The organism is Pelomonas cellulosilytica (assembly GCF_021353265.1).
GTDB classification, from domain to species: Bacteria; Pseudomonadota; Gammaproteobacteria; order Burkholderiales; family Burkholderiaceae_C; genus Pelomonas; species Pelomonas cellulosilytica.
The window spans coordinates 44,985-64,890 of sequence record NZ_JAJTWU010000016.1; the positions used below are offsets into that span (position 1 = coordinate 44,985).

23 protein-coding genes, 1 rRNA gene and 1 pseudogene are annotated in these 19,906 nt (G+C 65.8%); 7 read left to right on the plus strand and 18 right to left on the minus strand.

Translation table 11 applies throughout. The features are described 5' to 3' along the window. Nucleotides 1-119 precede the first annotated feature (119 nt). Together LXT13_RS27130 and LXT13_RS27135 are read right to left on the minus strand one after the other, a co-directional pair. Complete coding sequence (locus tag LXT13_RS27130; protein WP_233375471.1) at nt 120-590, minus strand: hypothetical protein; 471 nt, start codon at nt 588-590, stop codon at nt 120-122. Nucleotides 591-872: 282 nt separating this feature from the next. Continuing rightward, nucleotides 873-1,388 (minus strand): helix-turn-helix domain-containing protein, encoded by a 516-nt coding sequence (locus LXT13_RS27135; protein ID WP_233375472.1) that lies wholly within the window; start codon nt 1,386-1,388, stop codon nt 873-875. A gap of 489 nt (nt 1,389-1,877) precedes the next feature. Here LXT13_RS27135 and LXT13_RS27140 point away from each other — a divergent pair, with 489 nt between their 5' ends. Together LXT13_RS27140 and LXT13_RS27145 are read left to right on the plus strand one after the other, a co-directional pair. Further along, on the plus strand, nt 1,878-3,074 hold the full coding sequence (locus LXT13_RS27140) for a S8 family peptidase (RefSeq protein WP_233375473.1): 1,197 nt from the start codon (nt 1,878-1,880) through the stop codon (nt 3,072-3,074). A 33-nt stretch (nt 3,075-3,107) separates the two neighbouring features. After that, the gene (locus LXT13_RS27145; protein ID WP_233375474.1) at nt 3,108-3,413 is read left to right on the plus strand and encodes a hypothetical protein; all 306 of its coding nucleotides are present in this window, start codon (nt 3,108-3,110) and stop codon (nt 3,411-3,413) included. A 172-nt stretch (nt 3,414-3,585) separates the two neighbouring features. Here LXT13_RS27145 and LXT13_RS27150 read toward each other — a convergent pair whose 3' ends face one another. The 3 genes from LXT13_RS27150 to LXT13_RS27160 all read right to left on the minus strand — a co-directional run bounded on the left by LXT13_RS27150 (nt 3,586) and on the right by LXT13_RS27160 (nt 5,664). Beyond that, nucleotides 3,586-3,798: a hypothetical protein gene (locus LXT13_RS27150; RefSeq protein WP_233375475.1), complete on the minus strand. Its 213-nt coding sequence runs from the start codon at nt 3,796-3,798 to the stop codon at nt 3,586-3,588. A gap of 153 nt (nt 3,799-3,951) precedes the next feature. Then, nucleotides 3,952-4,467, minus strand: a complete 516-nt coding sequence (locus LXT13_RS27155; protein ID WP_233375476.1) for a hypothetical protein — start codon at nt 4,465-4,467, stop codon at nt 3,952-3,954. A gap of 168 nt (nt 4,468-4,635) precedes the next feature. Further along, the gene (locus LXT13_RS27160) at nt 4,636-5,664 is read right to left on the minus strand and encodes a Fic family protein (RefSeq protein WP_233375477.1); all 1,029 of its coding nucleotides are present in this window, start codon (nt 5,662-5,664) and stop codon (nt 4,636-4,638) included. A gap of 413 nt (nt 5,665-6,077) precedes the next feature. Between LXT13_RS27160 and LXT13_RS27165 the strand changes: the two genes are divergently transcribed. Next, the gene (locus LXT13_RS27165; protein ID WP_233375478.1) at nt 6,078-6,443 is read left to right on the plus strand and encodes a hypothetical protein; all 366 of its coding nucleotides are present in this window, start codon (nt 6,078-6,080) and stop codon (nt 6,441-6,443) included. Next, complete coding sequence (locus LXT13_RS27170; protein WP_233375479.1) at nt 6,413-6,904, plus strand: SOS response-associated peptidase family protein; 492 nt, start codon at nt 6,413-6,415, stop codon at nt 6,902-6,904. The genes LXT13_RS27165 and LXT13_RS27170 overlap by 31 nt, the downstream gene beginning before the upstream one ends. Here the strand turns inward: LXT13_RS27170 and LXT13_RS27175 are convergent. Then, nucleotides 6,840-8,192, minus strand: a complete 1,353-nt coding sequence (locus LXT13_RS27175; protein WP_233375480.1) for a type II toxin-antitoxin system HipA family toxin — start codon at nt 8,190-8,192, stop codon at nt 6,840-6,842. The two genes, LXT13_RS27170 and LXT13_RS27175, sit on opposite strands and share 65 nt — an antisense overlap. A gap of 9 nt (nt 8,193-8,201) precedes the next feature. Continuing rightward, the gene (locus tag LXT13_RS27180) at nt 8,202-8,648 is read right to left on the minus strand and encodes a helix-turn-helix domain-containing protein (protein ID WP_233375481.1); all 447 of its coding nucleotides are present in this window, start codon (nt 8,646-8,648) and stop codon (nt 8,202-8,204) included. 217 nt (nt 8,649-8,865) lie between these two features. Between LXT13_RS27180 and LXT13_RS29080 the strand changes: the two are divergent. After that, nucleotides 8,866-9,113 (plus strand): annotated as a pseudogene (locus LXT13_RS29080) (hypothetical protein); the annotation flags it as partial. A gap of 457 nt (nt 9,114-9,570) precedes the next feature. Here LXT13_RS29080 and LXT13_RS27190 read toward each other — a convergent pair. From LXT13_RS27190 to LXT13_RS27215, 6 genes are read right to left on the minus strand one after another with little or no spacing between them, the layout of a single operon-like run. Then, a complete protein-coding gene (locus LXT13_RS27190) occupies nt 9,571-10,359 on the minus strand; it encodes an enoyl-CoA hydratase (protein WP_233375483.1) in 789 nt (262 codons plus the stop codon). Next, nucleotides 10,356-11,483, minus strand: coding sequence for a DUF3108 domain-containing protein (locus tag LXT13_RS27195; RefSeq protein ID WP_233375485.1), 1,128 nt, complete (start codon nt 11,481-11,483; stop codon nt 10,356-10,358). The genes LXT13_RS27190 and LXT13_RS27195 overlap by 4 nt, the downstream gene beginning before the upstream one ends. Before the next feature lie 6 nt (nt 11,484-11,489). After that, the gene (locus LXT13_RS27200) at nt 11,490-13,199 is read right to left on the minus strand and encodes a M61 family metallopeptidase (protein WP_233375486.1); all 1,710 of its coding nucleotides are present in this window, start codon (nt 13,197-13,199) and stop codon (nt 11,490-11,492) included. After that, a complete protein-coding gene (locus LXT13_RS27205; RefSeq protein ID WP_233375487.1) occupies nt 13,199-13,636 on the minus strand; it encodes a DUF3429 domain-containing protein in 438 nt (145 codons plus the stop codon). Before LXT13_RS27205 ends, LXT13_RS27200 begins: the two co-directional genes overlap by 1 nt. 5 nt (nt 13,637-13,641) lie before the next feature. Continuing rightward, the gene (locus tag LXT13_RS27210; RefSeq protein ID WP_419964722.1) at nt 13,642-14,400 is read right to left on the minus strand and encodes a DsbC family protein; all 759 of its coding nucleotides are present in this window, start codon (nt 14,398-14,400) and stop codon (nt 13,642-13,644) included. Between the two features lie 23 nt (nt 14,401-14,423). Then, nucleotides 14,424-15,545 carry an FAD-dependent monooxygenase gene (locus LXT13_RS27215; protein WP_233375488.1) on the minus strand — a complete coding sequence of 374 codons (1,122 nt, stop codon included), beginning with the start codon at nt 15,543-15,545 and terminating at the stop codon, nt 14,424-14,426. 126 nt (nt 15,546-15,671) lie between these two features. Between LXT13_RS27215 and ychF the strand changes: the two genes are divergently transcribed. Further along, a complete protein-coding gene (gene ychF / locus LXT13_RS27220; RefSeq protein ID WP_233375489.1) occupies nt 15,672-16,766 on the plus strand; it encodes a redox-regulated ATPase YchF in 1,095 nt (364 codons plus the stop codon). 561 nt (nt 16,767-17,327) lie between these two features. Here ychF and LXT13_RS27225 read toward each other — a convergent pair. The 3 genes from LXT13_RS27225 to LXT13_RS27235 are packed head-to-tail and all read right to left on the minus strand — an operon-like array spanning nt 17,328 to nt 18,449. Continuing rightward, nucleotides 17,328-17,771: a putative toxin-antitoxin system toxin component, PIN family gene (locus LXT13_RS27225; protein ID WP_233375490.1), complete on the minus strand. Its 444-nt coding sequence runs from the start codon at nt 17,769-17,771 to the stop codon at nt 17,328-17,330. Further along, nucleotides 17,755-18,051: a hypothetical protein gene (locus tag LXT13_RS27230; RefSeq protein ID WP_233375491.1), complete on the minus strand. Its 297-nt coding sequence runs from the start codon at nt 18,049-18,051 to the stop codon at nt 17,755-17,757. Before LXT13_RS27230 ends, LXT13_RS27225 begins: the two co-directional genes overlap by 17 nt. A gap of 2 nt (nt 18,052-18,053) precedes the next feature. Next, complete coding sequence (locus tag LXT13_RS27235) at nt 18,054-18,449, minus strand: helix-turn-helix domain-containing protein (RefSeq protein WP_233375493.1); 396 nt, start codon at nt 18,447-18,449, stop codon at nt 18,054-18,056. Nucleotides 18,450-18,756: 307 nt separating this feature from the next. Here LXT13_RS27235 and LXT13_RS29115 point away from each other — a divergent pair, with 307 nt between their 5' ends. Next, nucleotides 18,757-18,900: a nucleotidyl transferase AbiEii/AbiGii toxin family protein gene (locus LXT13_RS29115; protein ID WP_233375495.1), complete on the plus strand. Its 144-nt coding sequence runs from the start codon at nt 18,757-18,759 to the stop codon at nt 18,898-18,900. Between the two features lie 330 nt (nt 18,901-19,230). Here the strand turns inward: LXT13_RS29115 and LXT13_RS27245 are convergent, their stop codons facing one another. Continuing rightward, the gene (locus LXT13_RS27245; RefSeq protein WP_233375497.1) at nt 19,231-19,512 is read right to left on the minus strand and encodes a hypothetical protein; all 282 of its coding nucleotides are present in this window, start codon (nt 19,510-19,512) and stop codon (nt 19,231-19,233) included. 315 nt (nt 19,513-19,827) lie between these two features. Continuing rightward, nucleotides 19,828-19,906, minus strand: a 5S ribosomal RNA gene (gene rrf, locus LXT13_RS29120); the annotation flags it as partial.

Sequence of the window (19,906 nt, forward strand, 5' to 3'; positions counted from 1 at the left end):
GGCATGGTGCTGCAACACCTCGCGCAGCTAGGCCGCAGGGGCCAGTCCGCTGGTGGCGTTTGACCTTCGGCGGGCTTCAGCGGATCTCCGCTTCAACCGCATACAGCCCAAGCCGGCCATTACTGATCATTGTCAAAAACTACAGGCAGCGAGACCTTCTCAACCTTGACGAAGTGAAAAGGGGTGGCGAAGGAACTCGTACAGATTTCGCCGCGCTTCGCCTTGTGGTCAAGGTACTTGACCAAGACTTGACCGTTTGACACGACAACTTGTTCTATCGTGACCCTCGCGCAGCCCGATGAGTGGGTAGGCAGCACGACTCCAACGACCATTGACTTCTCAAAATCGACGGTGGGCACGGCACCGAGAAAGGCGGCTTGCCCATGTTGGTCAATAGCCGGCACACTCCAAGCTGCCAACCATTCCGCGTTGGTTCGGGCCACGAGAAGCTGCGGCGAGCGCTCCGAGCGCACAGCAGGCGAAAGGCCGATTCGGACCGATTCGATGCTGAGCTGCCGGTCTTCCGGGGTCGCAGCGGACAGTGTGACAAGCGACAGGAGAAGGCAGGGCGAAATAATCCACTTGTTCATGCGGCTCCCTCCGGCAACTTTTTGAACGGCGTGCGCAGGCCGTACCGCCGGCGGTCAGCTTGCAGACTCGAGTCAACACACGCAGAGCCGAAGCAATGCCGGCGGTCCCGCCGCGCCAGCAAATCTTGCCGCCACGCTCGGTAGTCTCCCATACCCGACATGAGAAAGCGATTTGTCCGGCAGGCAGCACTCGTCTTGGCGCAGCGCGGACGCCGTGCGGCCGTCTGCCATGCATGCCTCGCGGCGCCCCGCACGGCCGCGATGCGCCGATGATGCTCGCGCTCAAACAAGCAGCCATCCCCCACCCAGTTCATCCACCAGCGCTTGGATCAACCACCGCTCGCGGAGCGTCAGGTGTTCCCGGTCGACATGGCGCCAGTTGCGCTCGTACAGGTCCAGGGCCTGTCGGGGGGTGATTTCTCCCACGCCCTGCAGTTGCCAAGCCAACTGCTTGAGCGCTGGGTAGTCCTCCAGACGCACGACCTTCGGCAATGCAGACGCGCGCCGACTATCGGGCTCACGCACATCGAAATGCAGGCCCAGCGCAGACATGGCGCTCAGGTAGGCGCCCATGGTCACCGAAGGTTCGCCACGCTCCACGCGGTGCAGCGTGACGCGCGACATGCCAGCCGCCTCGGCGGCGTCGGTCGCGCTGACCTTCTGCTGCTCGCGCCGTGAACGGATACGCCGCCCCAGCGCTTCAAGCTGGGTCGTGACGACGGGCGATGTCGGTGGCGACTTGGCTGGCACAGATCTCATTCTATACATAGATGAGCCTCCGAACAGAATGAGAAACATAATCTGCGCGATCCCCCTCTGTCAGCGGCTTCAGCGGGGCTCGAGGCTCGGCACCACTCGCAGCGCGCAACTGACACCATTCCGAAGACGGGGCCGCGTGCTTCAGGTCCCAGATCGCTAACAAGGACGCCGGAGACGAAGGGGCGATATTCCGCGAGGCCCGGCGCCCCTTGACGCCCCTCCTGACGCCCCTGGACAGTGGCTCGAGGGGGCAGCCCTTCACGAACGACGGAGCGTAACGGCGCGTCGCTTGCCCGGCGCGATGTTGCTGTGCCTGGCCCGCCTTCATCAAGTTTGACGAGATTTCGGCTTCGACCTTCACTTGCGGGTGCCATCGGCGCCAGAAACGAGCTATGACGCGGACTGTGCACCCGGCCGTTGCCGCCACGCCCGCTCGCTGAGGCGCTCAGGGCGATCGTCGGCGCCTCACAGACGGCCACGTCACACCTGGGAACGGTCACTGCAACATCGGCATTCAGGGAGGCCGCCATGAGCAAAGCGCAGGGACAGGGAGGATGGAGCCACGAAGTCGTGGTACTGCTTCCGGAGCGAGTGCAACCGGGCCGAGGCCCGGCCGCCGTTGAGCCCCTTGGGCCCGCGTTGCAAGCCTTGCTTGAAGACGGAAAGGCAGAGTCCGTGTTCCAGGCGAGCAGGCAGGTGCACGCTGCTTCGGTCCGCATGCCGTCGATCTACGCGGTCAAGACGCTGGGAGACGCCGAGACTCGGGACATCTTGGAGATGCTCACCGAAGACATGGAGGCCGCCACTGTCTATGTCGCCCCACCCCGCGGGGTGCTGGGGCGGCATGTCGGTGGAGATGCCGGCAGCAACTCCAAAGCGATGGACCATTGGGGCATGGACTACGTCGCTGCCGAATTGGCGACCGCTGACGCCTCGGGCATCGCTGTCGCCGTCGTCGACACGGGCGTCGACCGCAGTCATCCGGATCTGAAGGACGCCATCGATGAGTACATCAATTTCTGCCAAGGCGAGTCCGACGACGACATCCACGGACACGGTACGCACGTCTGCGGAATCATTGCTGCAACGGGACTGCCTCCACAGGGCATGAAGGGGGCGAGCAACGCCCGGCTCCACGTGTTCAAGGGCATGGGGATCAAGTACAGCGCGCTGGACTATTACCGGGCATTGGGCGAGGCAATTGGCAGCGCGCAGATCATCAACCTCAGCCTGGGCGGAGTGCACCATGACCCCGCGGAGGAGGTGATCATCCAGCAGGGCCTCAACAAAGGTGCGCTGGTGATCGCTGCTTCCGGAAATGAGGGCGACGATGGCTCATGTCCCAACTACCCCGCGAATCTGGCCGGCGTGATTGCCGTTGGTGCAATCGATGAAAAGGGTGCCCGAGCGGAATTCAGCAATGCGGGCCCGCATGTCATGGTCGTCGCTCCCGGCGTGGAGATCTGGTCGACAGCGCCGACAAAAAAGTGCTCGCTCTTCAAGAAGCAGCTGAGCTACGCCCCTTGCTCGGGGACGTCCATGGCCACACCTTTCGTGACCGCGTTGGCGGCCAAGGTGGCCGCGTCCGGCGGTGGCACACCGCTTGCCCAGACGATTCGTGACAAGCTGCCTATCCAACGTTGCCCCGGTCAGGTCGGAAAAACCGATGATCTCGGCTACGGGTACGTATGTTGGGGTGGGCCTCTCACGCTCGCAAATGCCTAGCAGTACAATTTCCCGCTAGGCAAGCCACCGGCCATGCAGCAAGAGACCATTACTGTCAAGGTCTTCGAGACCGGCTCTCAGTGCAAATCTCAGAGCATCTGGCAACGCGTCTTCGCCAAGTTCTGCGAAGAGTTGGTCACGTCGCGCAGAGCCAGGATGGCACGGGCCAACGTCGTATTCCCAGGCAACGACAATCCAGCGATGGCCTCGATCTACACGATCGAGGTTGAAGGCGCCTCCGGGATCGAAGAGCCACTGCGTCAGCTGCAGTCCATGCCTGGGGTGGAGTTCGCGCACCGCGCGCCCCATCGACGGCCGATGCCGTTGACGGCAAGCTGAACGGCGGTTCAGCGCCGCTGGCCCGTCGCGAACAGGTTTGCGACTCGCCGCGCGGCTGCACGAGCTGCACACGACTCGACTTCACCTTGGGGCTCAACGAGGACGCCTGCCTCAAAACGCCGCGGGCGCGGAGCCACGGCCCTCGTGACTGGAGGTCAGGTCGAGGCTTCGGTCATTCGCCGTCTGCAAGTCCCTCGACGTCGCCTTCGCGCTCCACCAGAGCAAGCCATAAATCCAGCTCTTCTCGACTGGCGCCCAGCATTCGCGGCGCCAAGGTTGGATCATTGGCCTTGACCAGCATGTGGTGCGGCCCGAGGTACGCGACCAGCGAGTAGTGCATCGCTGCCACGAGGCAATTTCGATGGATACCGCCGAGCGAAGTCATTGAGCTCTTCGATGGCAATGGCCAGTTTCCCGCCAACATAGCTCAGCGGAACGCCCTACCGGGCTTGCTGGATGGTGTAAGCGGTGCCGTTGGCGCTGAGGGGAAGGTCGTCGTTCATGTCTTCAGGATGTGGCTGACGCGCAGTATCAGCGGTTAAACGTCAACGACGTGGCGCAGAAGTTCGAAGCCGACGCGCCAGTTTCGGCCATCCATGGCCTGGAGCGTGGCAGTGCGGCGGTTGATGCGCGTGACCATGCCGACCTGGGCGACACCCTTGCCGTCGTCAAAGGTCACCTTGTCACCGACCTTGAAGGCGACAGTCGCCGCCTGTGCCGCAGGCTCTGGCGGCGGCTCGTAGGCTTGCACGCCCGGCGCGGCGCTGAGGGCCTCAATGGCAACGTACGGAATCTTCCACGTCCGCCGCACGGCTTCTTCAAGCACCGTCGCCTGCTGGTCGTGGCGCGCGATCAGCTTGCCGTGTCGGACCTGGCCCGTGCGATGGTCAATGAACTGCACCGCCTGGCCCAGGTGCAGCTTCATGCGTGCCGCCATCTCTCGCTTGGGGTCGCCGAGCAGCACATCGATGAGCGCGCGCATTTGGTACAGCTGCATGCTGGGCGCGTCCTGCAGTGCCTCCACCATGCGCGAGGTGATGTCGTCTTCAGCCATGGATCAATGTTGCCAGGACTGTGGAGCGCTGGACTCAAGGCCGCGCGGGGGAGCGCTTGCCGTTTCGCCGGGTGGTCGGCTGCGCATCTCAGGGGCAACGCCGAACGCCCCGGCTGTTTCGTGCCAAGCCTCCCATGAGGTCGAGGAGCGATCGGTAGATGGCATGGATCACCCCGGCCGCTTGGACGGGGTCCGCCGCGCTGGACTGCCTTGCGCCACGACGGGGGTTGCCTGAACGCGCGGTGGTGCGCTGAGGAACGCCGCGACGGCTGGAGCAGACGGGCGCGCGCCGGAGTTGATGAAGTCGCAGAGCTGCTTCACGGTCCCGGCAATGTCGGCGCCCACGCCGCGCAACGCCGGCGGCAGATTGCTGCTGCGGATGATGGAACGGACGTAGCCCTCGATGAAGGTCTGCTCGATCACCAGCATCGATCCCAGCTCGTAGAAGGCCGCCATGCCGCGGATGTATTGCGCCTTCGGGATGTCGACGAAGGACGACGGTACCAGGCCCGCGGCCAGCAGTGGCAGGTTCGCGGCGATGCGCGACGTGCGCTTGTTGCCGTTGGCGAAGGACTGCACGTAGGCGATGCGCGTGAGCAGGTACAGCGCGGCCTGCACCGGCTCCATGCACTTGGCGGTATCAACGATGCGCACCAGGACGTCGCGGGCGCCGCTGGTGCCGGGCCAGTGCGGCGGCACGTACGCGGAGTTCGCGAGGTTGACGTCCTCGTAGACCCGCGGGGTCCCCCGCTGCGCAGCCGGCAGGAAATGGTCCGACCCATTGAGCTCCGCCAGGCCATGATCGTCCGTGAGCAGCGCGTGCATCGCGCAGATGGTCTCCAGGCTCAGCTCGCGATGCGTCCACAGGTGCTCGGCGGCGCGCTTGTGGTTCAAGGCCAGCACCGCATCCTCGATGGGCTTGTCGGGCTGCCGCTCGCCGTACACCACCAGGGCTTCGGTCTCGAGCTCGGTGTAGGAGCTGCCCTCCAAGAGGCCTGATGCCCACGAGTAATCGACGAGGAACCGCGACAGGTACTTGCGATCCATCGGGTTGACCAGCGCCTGGATCTGCGTGCAGCGCCGCGCACGCTCCGCATCGATGTTCGGCGTGGGCTGCAACAGCTCCTCGCGAAACGGCGCGAGCTGCCGCTCGCTGGCAGAGCGCGCGAAGAACGCGTCGATGTCCTTCTTGGTCAAGGCCCCGGTGCTGACGTAGCGGCGCCGGGCCACGACCAAGTGGGGAGACTTCGCCCTGGCTCACCAAGGCGGAGAGCGTGCGGTTGAGCGTCGAGCGGCTCATCACATCTCCGACGAGGTCCATGAGCCTTTCCGGGGCCACCCCCGCAGGACCCGCCTCGCTGATCAGATCCTTGATCGCCTTGGACATGACAAGATTTTGATGCCGCTAAGTTACTGCCACACATTTGAAATCCTGAATCTCGTCAAATTCACCGGCAATATCTGGAATCTCGTCAAGCTGGTCGTTGACCATCTAGCCGTTGGCGTCAGCTCGGTGCGCCGTCGGCGGCGACCGTGCCACCTGGCGCGCGAGGTCGCTCCAGCTCTTCGGCATCAAGAACTGCCTGTCTTTGTGGGATGAGCAGCCGCGCATGAAAACCGCGCCCACCGAGCCGGACCTGCGCGAGCTGTGGGTCCACGCACGCAGCGCCGAGGGCGAGGGCAGCGTCGGCGCCGAGCAGCAGCGCGGCAGGGCCAAGGAGTTCCTGCAGGCACTGGGCGGCCTGGCCGCCGTTCACGGGCGGCACCGACGCCGGTGCCGCTCGAGCTGGACGCGAAGGTGTTGCCGAAGAGCACGGATTGATACGGAGCCCACGACGACGCGCTACGGCGAGACCGGGGCGCGCATCAAAGGCGTGGAGCTGGTGCAGCCGTTGCAGGGCCACGGAAACGCAAAGTCGAGGCGCAAGCACCGACCGAAGAAGTGGTGGACCGCATCGAGACGCGCACGGTGCTAGTGGCGCTGGTGTCGAAGGACCCGCCCGAGGCCGAGACGACAGAAACTCAGGTGGGTGCAGATCCGGGCGAAGGGGTCAGCGACGCCATCATCCAGTTCAAGCCCGACTACGGCCACCCGATGTCGGTCGCTTGCGTGTGGTCGGAGTGGAAGGCCCGCAAGCCTGATGAAGAAGACTTGCTGTCGGTTGCCTTCATCACCGATGAACCGCCACAGGAAGTGTCCGATGCCGGGCATGAACGCTGCGTCATCCCGCTAAGGCGCGAGAACCTGGCGGCCTGGCTGAGTCCCGATGCCAACGACCTCGCAGCCCAGTACGCGATCCTCGACGACCGTGAGCGGCCGGTCTACGACCACGACCTGGAAGCGGCACAACAAGCTCGGCTTTCCGCTCGCGTTATGGGCCAGCGCGCCGCGATGTTGCTGGGGCCTTCGAGACCTTGGCGGGCACCAGCTCCTTGAGTCGGAGGCGGACGGTGTCGCGAACTCGCTCCGGCGCCTCCTCAAGCATTGCCGGCCACAAGGCAACAGCCAGCCTCTGGGTCTCGCGGACGACACGCCGGATACGAGCGACTTGATAGAGATCGACCTGATGGGCTAGCGCGGCGGCGGTGTCTTCTCCCCAGGTTCGCAGCGTCTGGTCGATCTTGCGATTCATCGACAACTCTTCTGCCTTGGCTGAGTCGAAATACGACGCCACGCTCACGATGTCGTACGCAGGCGAAAGCTGTGCACGGCGACCGTCCAGATAGATGAGGCCCCAGTTCTTCGAATGGGCGTCCGGATTGCCCAAAAGCGCATTCACGGTCCAGCGTCGGAAGAACTCATCGATGTCAGCAGAGGCCTTGGGGCTTGCTTTCAGAGTTGTGAGAAGTGCCCGCATGGCTGCTTCCATGTCCTGGTACTTCTTGGGTGCATCCAACCCGATGGCTTGGGTCAGCTCTTCGAAGTGGATCCGACCGGTAGATCCGTCCTCGCGTTTGAAGCGGTCGAATCGATCCACAAGCAGGAACTCGCCAAACGCTTCCTTGACGTGGTCTGGCACACCAAGTTCTGCGATGGGCCGCACTTCAGCGTTGGCGGTGTTGACGCCCACCGCCTTGGCCATGCGCATGCAGATGCCCTCGTTCAGGACCAGGTCCTTGAACCTGGGCGACGGCAGCTTCGCAATGAAGTCGCCGGCGGCCGTGCCGTGGCGGATCACGTAGCGCCTGCCGTCGTGCACCATTGAGAACTTGGTCTGGATACCGTCGATAGAGAACCCGTTGTCGATCGGTGCCGCAACGGTTCCTGGTTCGATCGGTTCGAGGTTCTTCGTCGCGTGAAGCTGCTGCACGTCCTTCGGGACATCATCAGCTGGGACGACTTCAACTCCACCGGTCAGGTCATGCCCGGCAGCGGCTAGCAACTCGAGCTCGTCTTCAACAGTGACGCCGCGCTGTTGAGCAAGGCGCTCCCGATTGACTCCTTCCGGAAGCAGGTTCGAGAAGAAGGTCGGCAGCTTTCCGATGCGCACCAGGCGCTCGTCGTTGACCGCTTGCAGGATGGCGCGGGTCTCGCCATCGTTCGCGCCGGTGTACAGCTGCGAGAGCGTGGGTCGATTCGGGTCCTCGATGTAGTCAGCCGCGAACGACACCCGGAGGTTGTCACCGAACTGGGAGAGCCAACCGATCTGTCGTGGTTGCGATGACTCGGGCACATGCAAAAGCAGCTGTGCCATCGTGAATGGATCTTTCAGGCGTGCGTTCATCGCCTACATTCATTCGCCGTCAGCGGAGGAACCGGATCTACCAGCCTGGAAGGCCCGCTGAGCTATGCCCAGCGGCGCCGTCTGCCCAGCTGGAAGTGACACCGTGACCCCACCGTTGTTGATGAAGCTGGCCACTTCACGCACGAGAGGCTTCGGTACGGCAAGCAGCGTGTAGCCAAGCGCGTCAAACAACGCCATCACGCTCGAAATGCGAGCATCGGTCTTGCCCTCTGCGGCAGACACGGTCAACCGGTTCAGCCCGGTAGCTTCAGCCAGGTCATTGATGCTTTTGGCATGTGCGGTGCGAAGCGCTCTCAGCTGCTGAGGAACGTTGAGGGCTGGGTCGATGGTTCGCGCAAGCGGGCGACCGTCATGCATAGAAAAGCTCGCATTGGTACCAAAAAGATAACCATAGCATGCATCGAGCCTCCAAGGAATGTCTAGCTTTCTATGCATTTAAGAAAGTATGTATAGCTTTATGTGCATGACGAGCGTCACAAAAGCTAGCGCAGATGTCCTCGTCTGGATCCAGCGGATCGGCCTCAGGACCGTCCGGACCAGGAAGTACGAGCTCGACTCTTGGCCAGCCGTGGACCGAGAACTGCTGCATCGCTCCGTCATAGCCAATGCGCTTCAGAACCATGGAAGGCTCAACCAGCACCAGATGACGCTGCTCGCCTCGAGCGACGCGTTGATGAGCCTGAGCGGGCACCGAAGGCAACAGGTCTGGGCCGCCTCGGCGCAGCGTTCGACGCCACCGCTGCTGAAGGATGCGCCAGTTCACGAGGACCATCGCGGCTGCTGGCAGTGAAGGGCCGATGGCAGCGCGAGGACGGCGTGTGCAACGTCATCGCGGGGCACCTGGAAGACTTGACCCCGATGTTGGGCGGGCTGGCGACGAGCAGCAGGGATTTCAGGTGAACTGAATGGGGCGTCGTCGCCGCGCGCCGCTCCGTGGAGTCGCTCAGTCTGATTGCGACCTCAACCGAAGACGTGCGCCGCTGGCCTGACACCCGTCCCCATCTCCACGCACCTGAACCCCCGACGACCATCAAGCGCCGTCCGAGCGAGAGCAGCTGGACGGCATCATGACGAACACCTTCTTCGATTCGTCGTGAGGTTCCGCACCGTCAATGCCTCGGTGGCTGATCGATGCGGATCCGGCAAGCAACGCTTCGAGCTGGGAGCAGTTCATCGCCGCAGCTCCAGACCCCGAAAACTGTCGTCCGAGAGGTGCTTCCTCCAGATGTGGCTGGACTGCGCCAGGCTCGCTTCGTGGACGCCTGGGGCATGACGGAGCGCATGCGAACGGTCATCACGGGGCCGATGTACCACCAAGCACCGCTCCACTACGCGATGGGCATCCCCCAGCGGTCAGTCAACGATGCTCGAAGTTCGGCGCCCGCTTGGCCAGGAACGCCTCCATGCCTTCGCGCTGATCGTGGCTGCCGAACAGCGCGTGGAAATAGCGCCGCTCCACGCCCACGCCCTCCGACAGCGGCGCCTGGTAGGCCAGATTCACGAGCTCCTTGATCAGCATGACCGACGGCGCGCTGAAGCCATTGATGGCCTCCGCGGCGGCCAGCGCCTCTTCCAGGAGCTTGTCGGCCGGCACGACGCGCGACACCAGGCCTGCGCTCTCGGCTTCGGCCGCGGCCATCATGCGGGCCGTCAGCAGCAGGTCCATGGCCTTGCTCTTGCCGACAGCGCGCGGCAGGCGCTGCGTGCCGCCGGCGCCCGGCACGATGCCCAGCTTGATTTCGGGCTGGCCGAACTTGGCGGTGTCGGCCGCGATGATGAAGTCGCACATCATGGCCAGCTCGCAGCCGCCGCCCAGCGCAAAGCCGGCCACGGCCGCGATGACGGGCTTGCGAACCTGCAGAATGGTTTCCCAGTTCTTGCTGATGAGGCCGCTCTTGAACGCCGTCGCGAACGTGTGCGGCAGCATGGTCGGAATGTCGGCACCGGCCGCGAAGGCGCGCTCGGAGCCGGTCAGCACGATGCAGCCGATGCCGTCGTCCGCATCGAAGGCCAGCAGCGCCTGGCCCAGTTCGTCCATCAGCTGGTCGTTCAGCGCGTTCAGCGCCTTCGGGCGGTTCAGCGTGATCAGTGCCGTCTTGCGCGGCCCGTCGCCGTGGACGGCGGTGAGAATGCATTCGTAGGTCATGGGCTCGATCTCCTGGGAGTGCTGCTGGCGGATTCTGGCGCGGCCTGCTCGGGCAGGCCCTTGAGCATGAGGTCGACGTAGGTCTCAGCGTCTTGCCTGATGATGAGCCGCACCGGCAGGAACTGCAGGCCCGGCGCCAGCCACACCTCGGCCGTGAGGTCGCCGCTCGAGGCCGTGGCACGGGGGCGAAGATGCCAGGCTGGCACCCAGCCCATGGCGGTCTCGACGGATTCGTTGTCGACGATTTCATAGGGCCACTCCGCGTACTGCCGGCGTGGCAAGACCACGGGGAACGTCACCACACGACCGGGCTCCAGCAGCTCGCGACCGGTGCGGAACAGCCAGGTCAGCTGGACGAACTGGCTGGCCGAGTCCTGGGCGGCACGTGGCAGCGGCTCCCGCACGCCCTGGGCCAGCTGCACCTCGGCGCCGAGGAAGAAGACCGTGCTGCGACGCGTGTCGCCGACGATGAAGCGCGTCTCCTCGTCGTAGCGCTGCGGCGTGATGCCGTCGGGCGTGACCTGCCCCTGGCTGCTCATGCGCCGCGTGATCAGCGGCGCGAAGCTGGGGCCCACGCTGACGTCCAGGTTGACCTGGTAGTCCGAGCCGCGCCGGAGCCATTCCACCTGCGCCTGACCATAGACCGGACCACGGTAGTTGCCGCGCAGCTCGTAACTCAGCCGCGTGGACAGCGGCCATTCGGCGCCGGGCTCCTCGCCTGCTGGCGCTGAAGCCGCCTGCGCGACGGGAGGCGCTGTCTGCGGCGCGGACGCTGCCGCCTCGGCCGGCTCACTGGCGCTGGGCACGGGGCCAGGCGGGGTCTGCGGCGCCGATGCTGCCTGGGCGGCCACCGCCGGCGTGCCGTCTTCTGCCTGGGGCCGCGGGGGTGTTACCGGCGGCGTCGGGGGCGCGGCGGGAGGGGGTGGCACGGGTGGCGAGGCGGGTGCGGGGGTAGGCTCCTGCAGCGCGAGCTCGCGCACGAACGCCACCTGCATGCGGGCCGGCATCGGCGGTGGGCCGTCATGAACCCAGCCGTCGGCGATGCGTTGCACCTCGTGCGCCAGCAACAGGTGCAGCGCGAGTACCGCCAGCACCAGCAGCCACGGCGGCCGGGGCGTCTTCATGGCGCGTCAGGCGCCGAGCCAGCGGCGGCGCACCGCGTGAGCGCCGGGGGCCGGCGCCAACGCCACGGCGGCCGCCTGGGCGGGCGGCAGCTCAAGCGCCAGTTCCAGCAGCCGCTGGTCGCGGTTGACGAGCAAGCGCAGGCGCGTCTGGCCCGGCGCCAGCAGCGCTGGCACGTCGTCCAGCCGGCGCAACCGCCAGCCCTCGCAGCCCAGGATCTCGTCTCGCGCGTTGACTCCACCGGCCTCGGCGGCACCACCCGCCAGCACGTGGGTGACATGGATGCCCGTCAGCGCGGCCTCGCGCACCCGCAGACCCAGGCGCTGCGCCACCGTCTGGCGCCCCTCGTCGCGCCAACCGACGCCGTGGGCCTGCAGCAGATCCCGCAGCGGGAGTTCGTCGGTGCCGTGCACCCACTGGTGAAGCTGTCCGGCTAGCTCGGCGCCGCCCAGGGCCTCCACAGCGCCCAGGACCGCGGGCTCGCTGACCGACCCGCCGTCGGTGGACGCCCACAGGCGCGTCATCAGCGCGTCCAGACTGGACCTGCGCAGCCGCAGGCTCAGGTCCAGACACAGCGCCACCAGCGCGCCCTGGCCGTAGTAGTTGCTCGTCGCGTTGGGGCTGTTCTCGTCGGGCCGGTAGTACTTGGTCCAGGCCTCGAAGCTGGCCTGCGCCAGCGGCTGCACGCGCCGCCCGGGCGCTGCCAGCACGCCGTTGACTGTCTGGGCCAGCAGCTTGACGTAGCGCGGCGCGTCGACGAGGCCCGCGCGGCACAGCATCAGCTCGTCGTAGTAGCTCGTGAAGCCCTCGAAGAACCACAGCAGCTCGGTGTAGTTCTCGCGCTGGTAATCAAACGCCGCGAACTCGGCCGGCCGCAAACGCTTGACGTTCCAAGCGTGGAAATACTCGTGGCTGAACAGGCCCAGCAGGCGGACGTAGGCGTCGCCCGGCGTGGCCGGCTCGGCGGACGTGGGCAGCTCGCGCCGCGCACAGATCAGCGCGGTGCTCGCGCGGTGCTCCAGCCCGCCATGGCCGTCGTCGACGGCCCACAGCAAGAAGCTGTAGCGCTTGAACGGCGCGCCGCCCCAGAGGGCGATCTGCGCCTCACAGATGCGGCGCACGTCGGCCAGCAGCCGCTCGCCGTCGAAGCTGGGCCAGGCTCCGGCGACGACGACGCGGTGCGGTACACCCGCGGCCTCGAACTCGCCCGTCCAATGCGGGCCGATCTCGAAGGGGTGGTCCAGCAACTCGTCATAGTCCGTGGCCTCGAAGCCGCCGGTGGCGGGCGTGGCCTCGGTCGCGACGTGCCAGCCCTTGGGCACGCCGGCGAGCTCGATGCGGTGCGCGCCCTGCTCGCGACCGTGCGCACGCAGGCACAGGCTGCTCGCGTTGAAGAAGGCGCGCTGGCTGTCGAGCCAGGCGGTGCGCACCGACGCGTCGAACGCATAGACCTCGTAGCTGAGCGTCAGTGCCGCACGGCCGCCGCAGCGCACGCGCCAGCTGGCCTTGTCGAGCTGCTCCACGGGCAGTTCCCGTGAGCCTTGGCGAGCGGTCATTCGGCTCAGGTGCTTGGCGAACTCGCGGACGAGGTAGCTGCCGGGGATCCATACCGGTAGGCTGAACTGCTGCTCGGCGGCCGGCTCGGGCAGCGTCAACGTGACGCGGAAGCGGTGGGCCGCGAGATCGGCCAGCTCGATGCGGTAGCGGGGCCCGCGCATCAGCTGCCCGCGGCGGCGAGGAAGCAGCTCAGCGAGGCGACGGCCGTCAGCCGGAAGCGCAGCGTCAGCCAGGCCGCGGCGCCCAGTTGCGGATAGATACGACGGTCCATCACGTAGCAGGCGATCAGCACGCCGCCCAGCAGCGCCAGACCCGCGTGCGGTGGCATCAGCACGCCCAGCCAGGCGAGCAGCGACGCGCTGACGCCCCAGACGAGCGGCCGGCGATCCGCGCTGTCATGCACAAACGCCAACCCCCAGGCGATGCCGCCGAGGAAGGACACGATGAGCGCGGCATAGGCGGCCGTCGCGAAACGCACGAACCGGTAAGGGTCCTCGTCGCGCGGATCGATCAGCCAGATCAGCAGGCAGCCGAGCACGAAAGGCACGAGGCCGGCATAGCCGAGCCGGTAGGCCAGCTGTCGGGTGTGCGCCTGCATGGCGCTCAGGACTTGCGACCCGGCGCAGCCAGGTCCTGCAAGCGCTTCTCGAGCTCGACGGCACCCACGGCACCGGGAATGCGGTTGCCGTCTTCCAGCAGGATGGCCGGCGTGCCGTTCACGTGGATCTTGCGGGACAGCGCCAAGTTGCGCTCGATCGCCGCGTCATCACAGGTGCCAGCCACCTTCGGCGGCGCCTCGCCGCGCAGCATCCACGCGAGCCACGCGTTGGCGTTGTCCTTGGCGCACCAGATCGCCTTCGTCTTTTCCGGGGAATCGCCGCCGAGGATGGGGATCAGGAAGGTGTAGACGGTCACGTCCTTCATCTCCTGCAGCGACTTCTCGAAGCGCTTGCAGTAGCCGCAGTTCGGATCGGCGAAGACGGCGATGCGGCGCTTGCCGGTGCCGTTCTTCCACATCAGCGCGTCCTTGAACGGCAGTGCCGCGAAGTCCACGCGGTTGATCTGGGCAATGCGCTCTTCGGTCAGGCTCTTCTTGGCCTTGATGTCGATGAGCTCGCCTTCGATGAGGAAGCTGCCCGTTGGGTCGGTGTAGCGGATCTCGTTGCCGATGCGCACCTCCCAGAGGCCCGGCATGGGTGACGGCCGCACCTCGTCGATCTTCGGGATGTTGGGCATGCGCTCGGCGAACATCTTGCGGATGGCGGCTTCGTTGGCCAGGGCCGGCAGGCTGGCCGCGGCCAGCAGGCCGGCGAGCAGCGGGGTGAGCAGGCGCGGGAGCGCAGGGGCGTGGGCAGGCGACACGATGTTGGAGCGACCGGAAAAGGTTAGAGGCCGAGCGCGCGTTGGGTGAGCCAGCGCTTGACGGGGGTGAGTTGATTCAGGGCGTCGAGCCCGCGGTTGCGCAGGCCCTGTGCGGCGGGCGAGTTGTGGGCGAACAGGCGCTGCAGGGCGTCCGTGAGCTCGCCCATCGCCAGCGTCGGCGCGAGGCGCTCTCGCGCATAGCGCCGCAGCAGGCGCTCGTCGCCCAGCGGCCGCCAGGACTCGCGCGCCGCCAGCACACGCGACAGCGCCGCCACATCGCCCAGACCGAGGTTCAGTCCCTGGCCCGCGAGCGGATGCACGACATGCGCGGCGTCACCCAGCAGCACCCAGCCGGAGCCGCTGACCTCATCGGCCCGGGCCAGCGCCAGCGGCCAGCTCGAACGCTCGCTGCCGAGCTTGAGCTCGCCTGCGGCGCCCGCCGTGGCGGCGTTCAGTTCGCGCTCGAAATCTTGCGCGGGCAGCGACTGCAGGCGCTCGGCGGTGGACTCCTGGCAGGACCACACAAGGCCATACGACGCACCGCGCTGCGGACGCTCGAACGGCAGCAAGGCCAGCACTTCGCCGCCAGGCTGGAACCATTGCCTCGCCACGCCCTGGTGCGGACGGTCGGACGTCAGTCGCGCCGCGAGTGCGCGGTGGCCATAGGCCTTGGGCTTGAAGCCGACCCCGAGCTCTGCGCGGGCGGCCGACTCGCGACCTTCGCACAGGGCCGTCAACGCCGCGGTCGTGGTGTCCGGGACGTTATGGACATGCGGCGAGAAACGCAGCGCCGCCGCCAACTGCGCGTCCAGCGCGCCGGCATCGACGATGACAGCCAGCTCGCGCAGCCCCTGCTGCCACGCAGAAAAGCTGAGTCGCCCGCCCTCGCGGTCCGCTGCGGCGTCTCCATTGATGACCATGTCGTACACGGGACTCACCGCATCAGCAGGCAAGCTGTCCCACACCCGAAGCTCGGTCAGCAGTGAAACGGAAGCGGCATTCAATGCATAGGTCCGCACATCGTCTGCCCGCGAGGCGGCGGCGACGCCCGCGACGCCCACGGTCAACCCCTGCGCCGCAAGGCTCAACGCGAGGCTGCTTCCGACGGCACCCCGCCCCCTGACCAAGACGTCCACACACTGCATGGCGCGATTGTAGGCAGCGGGGTATGACTCCATTGAGGCCAAAGGCCCAAGCCCGGCACGCCGACTAAAATCAGCGGCTTTATCGCCCGACCGCAGCCGGTCTCGCGCTCCACAGAAAGCCCAGCCATGAGCCTCAAATGCGGCATCGTGGGCCTGCCCAACGTCGGCAAGTCCACACTTTTCAACGCCCTGACCAAAGCCGGCATCGCTGCCGAGAACTACCCGTTCTGCACGATCGAGCCCAACGTCGGCATCGTCGAACTGCCCGACCCGCGGCTGGCTGCGTTGGCGGAGATCGTCAAGCCCGAGCGGGTCCTGCCGGCCGTGGTCGAATTCGTTGACATCGCGGGTCTCGTTGCGGGCGCCAGCAAGGGCGAAGGTCTGGGCAACCAGTTCCTCTCGCACATCCGCGAAACCGACGCCATCGTCAACGTGGTGCGCTGCTTCGAGGATCCGAACGTCATTCACGTCAATGGCCGCGTCGACCCGATCGCCGACATCGAAGTCATCCAGACCGAGCTGTGCCTGGCTGACCTGGGCACCGTGGAAAAGAGCCTGCAGCGTTACAGCAAGGTCGCCAAGGCTGGCGGCGACAAGGACGCGGCGCGGCTGGTCGAGGTGCTGAAGAAGTGCCAGGCGGCGCTGGACGAGGCCAAGCCGGTGCGCTCGATCGAATTCAGCAAGGAGGAACAGGCGGTCCTCAAGCCGCTGTGCCTCATCACCGCCAAGCCGGCCATGTTCGTCGGCAATGTCGCGGAAGACGGTTTCGAGAACAACCCGTTCCTGGACCGGCTGCGGGAGTATGCAGCCGGCCAGAACGCACCGGTCGTCGCGATCTGCGCGAAGACCGAAGCCGAGCTTGCCGAGATGAGCGACGAAGACCGCACGCTCTTCCTGGCCGAAATGGGCCAGGACGAACCCGGGCTCAACCGCCTCATTCGTGCCGCCTTCAAGCTGCTGGGGCTGCAGACTTACTTCACTGCGGGCGTGAAGGAAGTGCGTGCCTGGACGATCCACATCGGCGACACCGGGCCGCAGGCCGCCGGCGTCATCCACACGGACTTCGAGCGGGGATACATCCGCGCTCAGACGATTTCGTACGACGATTTCATCCAGTACCGGGGCGAACAGGGTGCGAAGGATGCCGGCAAGATGCGCGCAGAAGGTAAGGAGTACGTCGTGAAGGACGGGGACGTCCTGCACTTCCTCTTCAACGTTTGATCTCCTTGCCGCAGACGTTCAGACCCTGAAGCCCAATAGGAACCCGCCTTCGGCGGGTTTTTTTATCTCCTCCCGTGGTTCTGAGCGATCTTTCGACCTCGTTGCGCGGCGTTTTAAGGCTGCGCCGCATGCCAGCGTTGCTCGCGCAGATGTAACAAACGTCGTTGCCGCTGAACCGAAGCCGCACGGCCTGGATAACCCCTCCAACAAGGCGCAGGCCCATCTCCAAGCCGGGGTGGCCACGCCTTGAATACCGGAACGACAGGCCCGCCGCAGGCGGGCCCAGGCAGGGAGCGAAGCGATGGTGGCAGTGGTAACGGGTGGAGGCCTGGGGGTTGAACCTGGGCTCGGGGTCGGTGCTGGGCGGTGCGGGCGGCGCTGTGGACGGTCGGCGCGGTGGAGATCGTGCAGCGGCTGGGGTGATCCGGCCGGCCTGTGGCTGGTGCGGGGTTTCTCTTCAAACACAAAAATCTCCCAGCCCCCTTAGCGGCTGAAGTAGCGGCTAAAGGGGTTGCAGAGGGCGCTGACTCGCTCAGTGCCTTGAGATCACCGACCGTGATCTCAAGACGGTGGCGGATGTGGCGGTCCGCTCGCGGCCACGCGCTGCAACGCCTGCGCGGGGTCCAGGATGGGGATGCCCTCGAACTGCTGCAGCACCTGCAGATCAGCATCACCGCTAACGATCAGGTCGGCGCGCGCGGCCCGTGCCAGCGCGAGCACCTCATCGTCGTCGGGGTCGCGGCACACCGGCTGGGGCAGCGGCGGGGGCTCCATCACCTCGGCCAGTTGCCGCAACTCGGCCAAGGCCTGCTCGCGTGAGGTGTGGGTGCGGCTGAGGATGGCGTCGAACTTGTGACGTCCGAGCACCTCATCCAGTTCTGCCAGGAGTGCGGGGCTGCTCACGAGGCTGACCAGGCCGTTGCGCACCTGGGTGAGCAGCGCATGCGGTGGCCCGCGCCATAGCAGGCCGGCGATTAGCACATTGGTGTCAATGACCGCTCGCACGCTGCTCCCGATCCCACTGTGCGCGCTGTTCGTCCTCTTCTGCTTGCGCCGCGCGGCGCGCGGCCCGCGCGGCCTTTACCTCGGCGTTGATCTCGTCCATCGACATCGGCGCGATGCCGGCGGCGGCCACGCGCCCGGCGATGGACAGCAGCGAGTCGGCCGCCTGCTGGCGCCTGATGGCGTCGGTCAGCAGCCGGTCCAGCGCCTGCGGCGTGAGCAGCCCGGCATCGCGGGCGGCCTGCGCGGTGGCATCGGTCAGCTCGATCTGGATGGTGGTCATGTTCAGGCCTCCTGCGTGGTGATGCCGGCGTTCATGCGCCGCTTGAGCTTCTCGCCCTCGATGAAGGTGTCCAGCAACTGCGTGAGCTGGCGCTTGGCCTTAGGGTCGAGCTTCTCGATCTCCAGCAGCTGGCGCTCCAGCCGGTTGGTCGCGACCTTCTTGGGCCGGCGCGGCTCGGTCAGGCCCAGCAGCACGTCCACGCTCACCCCCAGTGTCTGCGCCAGTTGCGGCAGCAGATGAGCCGGCGGCTGGGCGTTGGGGGCTTCGTAGTAGGCCACCATGCGCTGGGTGATGCCCATCTCGGCTGCCAGCTCCACCTGCGTGTAGCCGGTAGCCTTGCGCAGGCTGGCCAGTCGGCCACCAAAACTCGCGATCACTTCCGTCTTCCGTTTAGGCATGGCTGCACCGCCTCAAAAAGGCCTGTTGCAACCATGATAGGGCCCATGCGCGCATCGGATGAATGAAATATTCCAAGAACGTATATGATCTCGTCAGTAGGTTCTTTGCGCGAGAACCCACGATGGCGCGCATACCCGGACCCGAGCTTGAGCGGCTGAAGAACGAGGTGAGCGTGCAGCGCCTGTTGGAAGACGCCGGCATCGAGCAGACATCATCACCAGCAGCGACGCAGACCGCGCCGGCCTATTCACCGAGACGGCGGCGCGGCTTGGCACACCGGCTCAAAACGTCGAAAAGGACTTCTGGGTGGGTTGGACGCTCGACGCCTTATTCAATGGCCTGCACCCAAACAGTCCCCGCCTTCTGTTCACGGGCGGCACGTCGCTATCCAAAGCGTTCGACCTGATCCCGCGCTTCTCCGAAGACATTTCGACCTACACCAGCTCATGAAGGCCAGCGACGCGAACACTTGGCTGCAGAACAAGACTCTCGGGGCCGATTGCGCCACACATGCCCGGCTCTTCCTCGGTAGCCCCGACCTTAGCCTTAAGCAGGCCTCACACTTCTCGGTCACGTTGACAACACCGAAGGCGATGCGTGCTGCTCTGCAGCGCGACTAATGGGCCATGGCCGGGATGATCTTTGGACCTGTCACCGATTTCGCCGACGTGCTCGAACGCATCGCAGAGATCGAGGCGACAGCCAATAGCCGCTCAGCGCCAACGAGGCCCGCATGCGCCTCATCTCCGCCCGCGAGGCCACGCCGCGCGAACGTCGCAGCTATGAGGATGAACCTCGCTGAACCCGTCTTGACGGCAGCCCTATGACCGCAAGCCCCCCGCCCGACGACGACATGCCCGCAGAGATCGACTTCTCCAAGGCAAGCGCGGCAAGTTCCACCGCCCCGGCGCGAAGTTGCGCATGCCGGTCTACCTCGATGACGAGGTGCAGTCCTTCCTCGCCGAGCACGCCCGCGCCAAGGGCGTGTAGGTCGCCGCCCTCGTCAACAGCCTGCTGCGCAAGGACATCGAGGTCTTCGAGACCGTCGCGAAGTAGCTCCACCCGGCACACCTTCGTTACCGGCTGAAGAAGGCCCGCGTGAGCGGGACTGGGGCAGCGCTCTGCATTTATAAGAAGCCGCTGGCGACTTCAAATAGCTGCTTGTCCCGCATAAAGGTCCCCGAATACCGAGCGCCCCGCACGGTCCGGACCGCTGTAGTCGCCCGCTGACCCAAGGGATTTCGCAGCCAGCGCTGCGCTTGGCCCTCGGAATCGAGCATCACTGATTGACGATCAATGAGCCCCGATTAGTGATTTGCCCGCCCCAAAAGCGAAACCCCCACCAGCGAGAGCTGATGGGGGTTGGCTTTAATAATAGCCTGACGATGACCTACTTTCACACGGGAATCCGCACTATCATCGGCGCTGACTCGTTTCACTGTCCTGTTCGGGATGG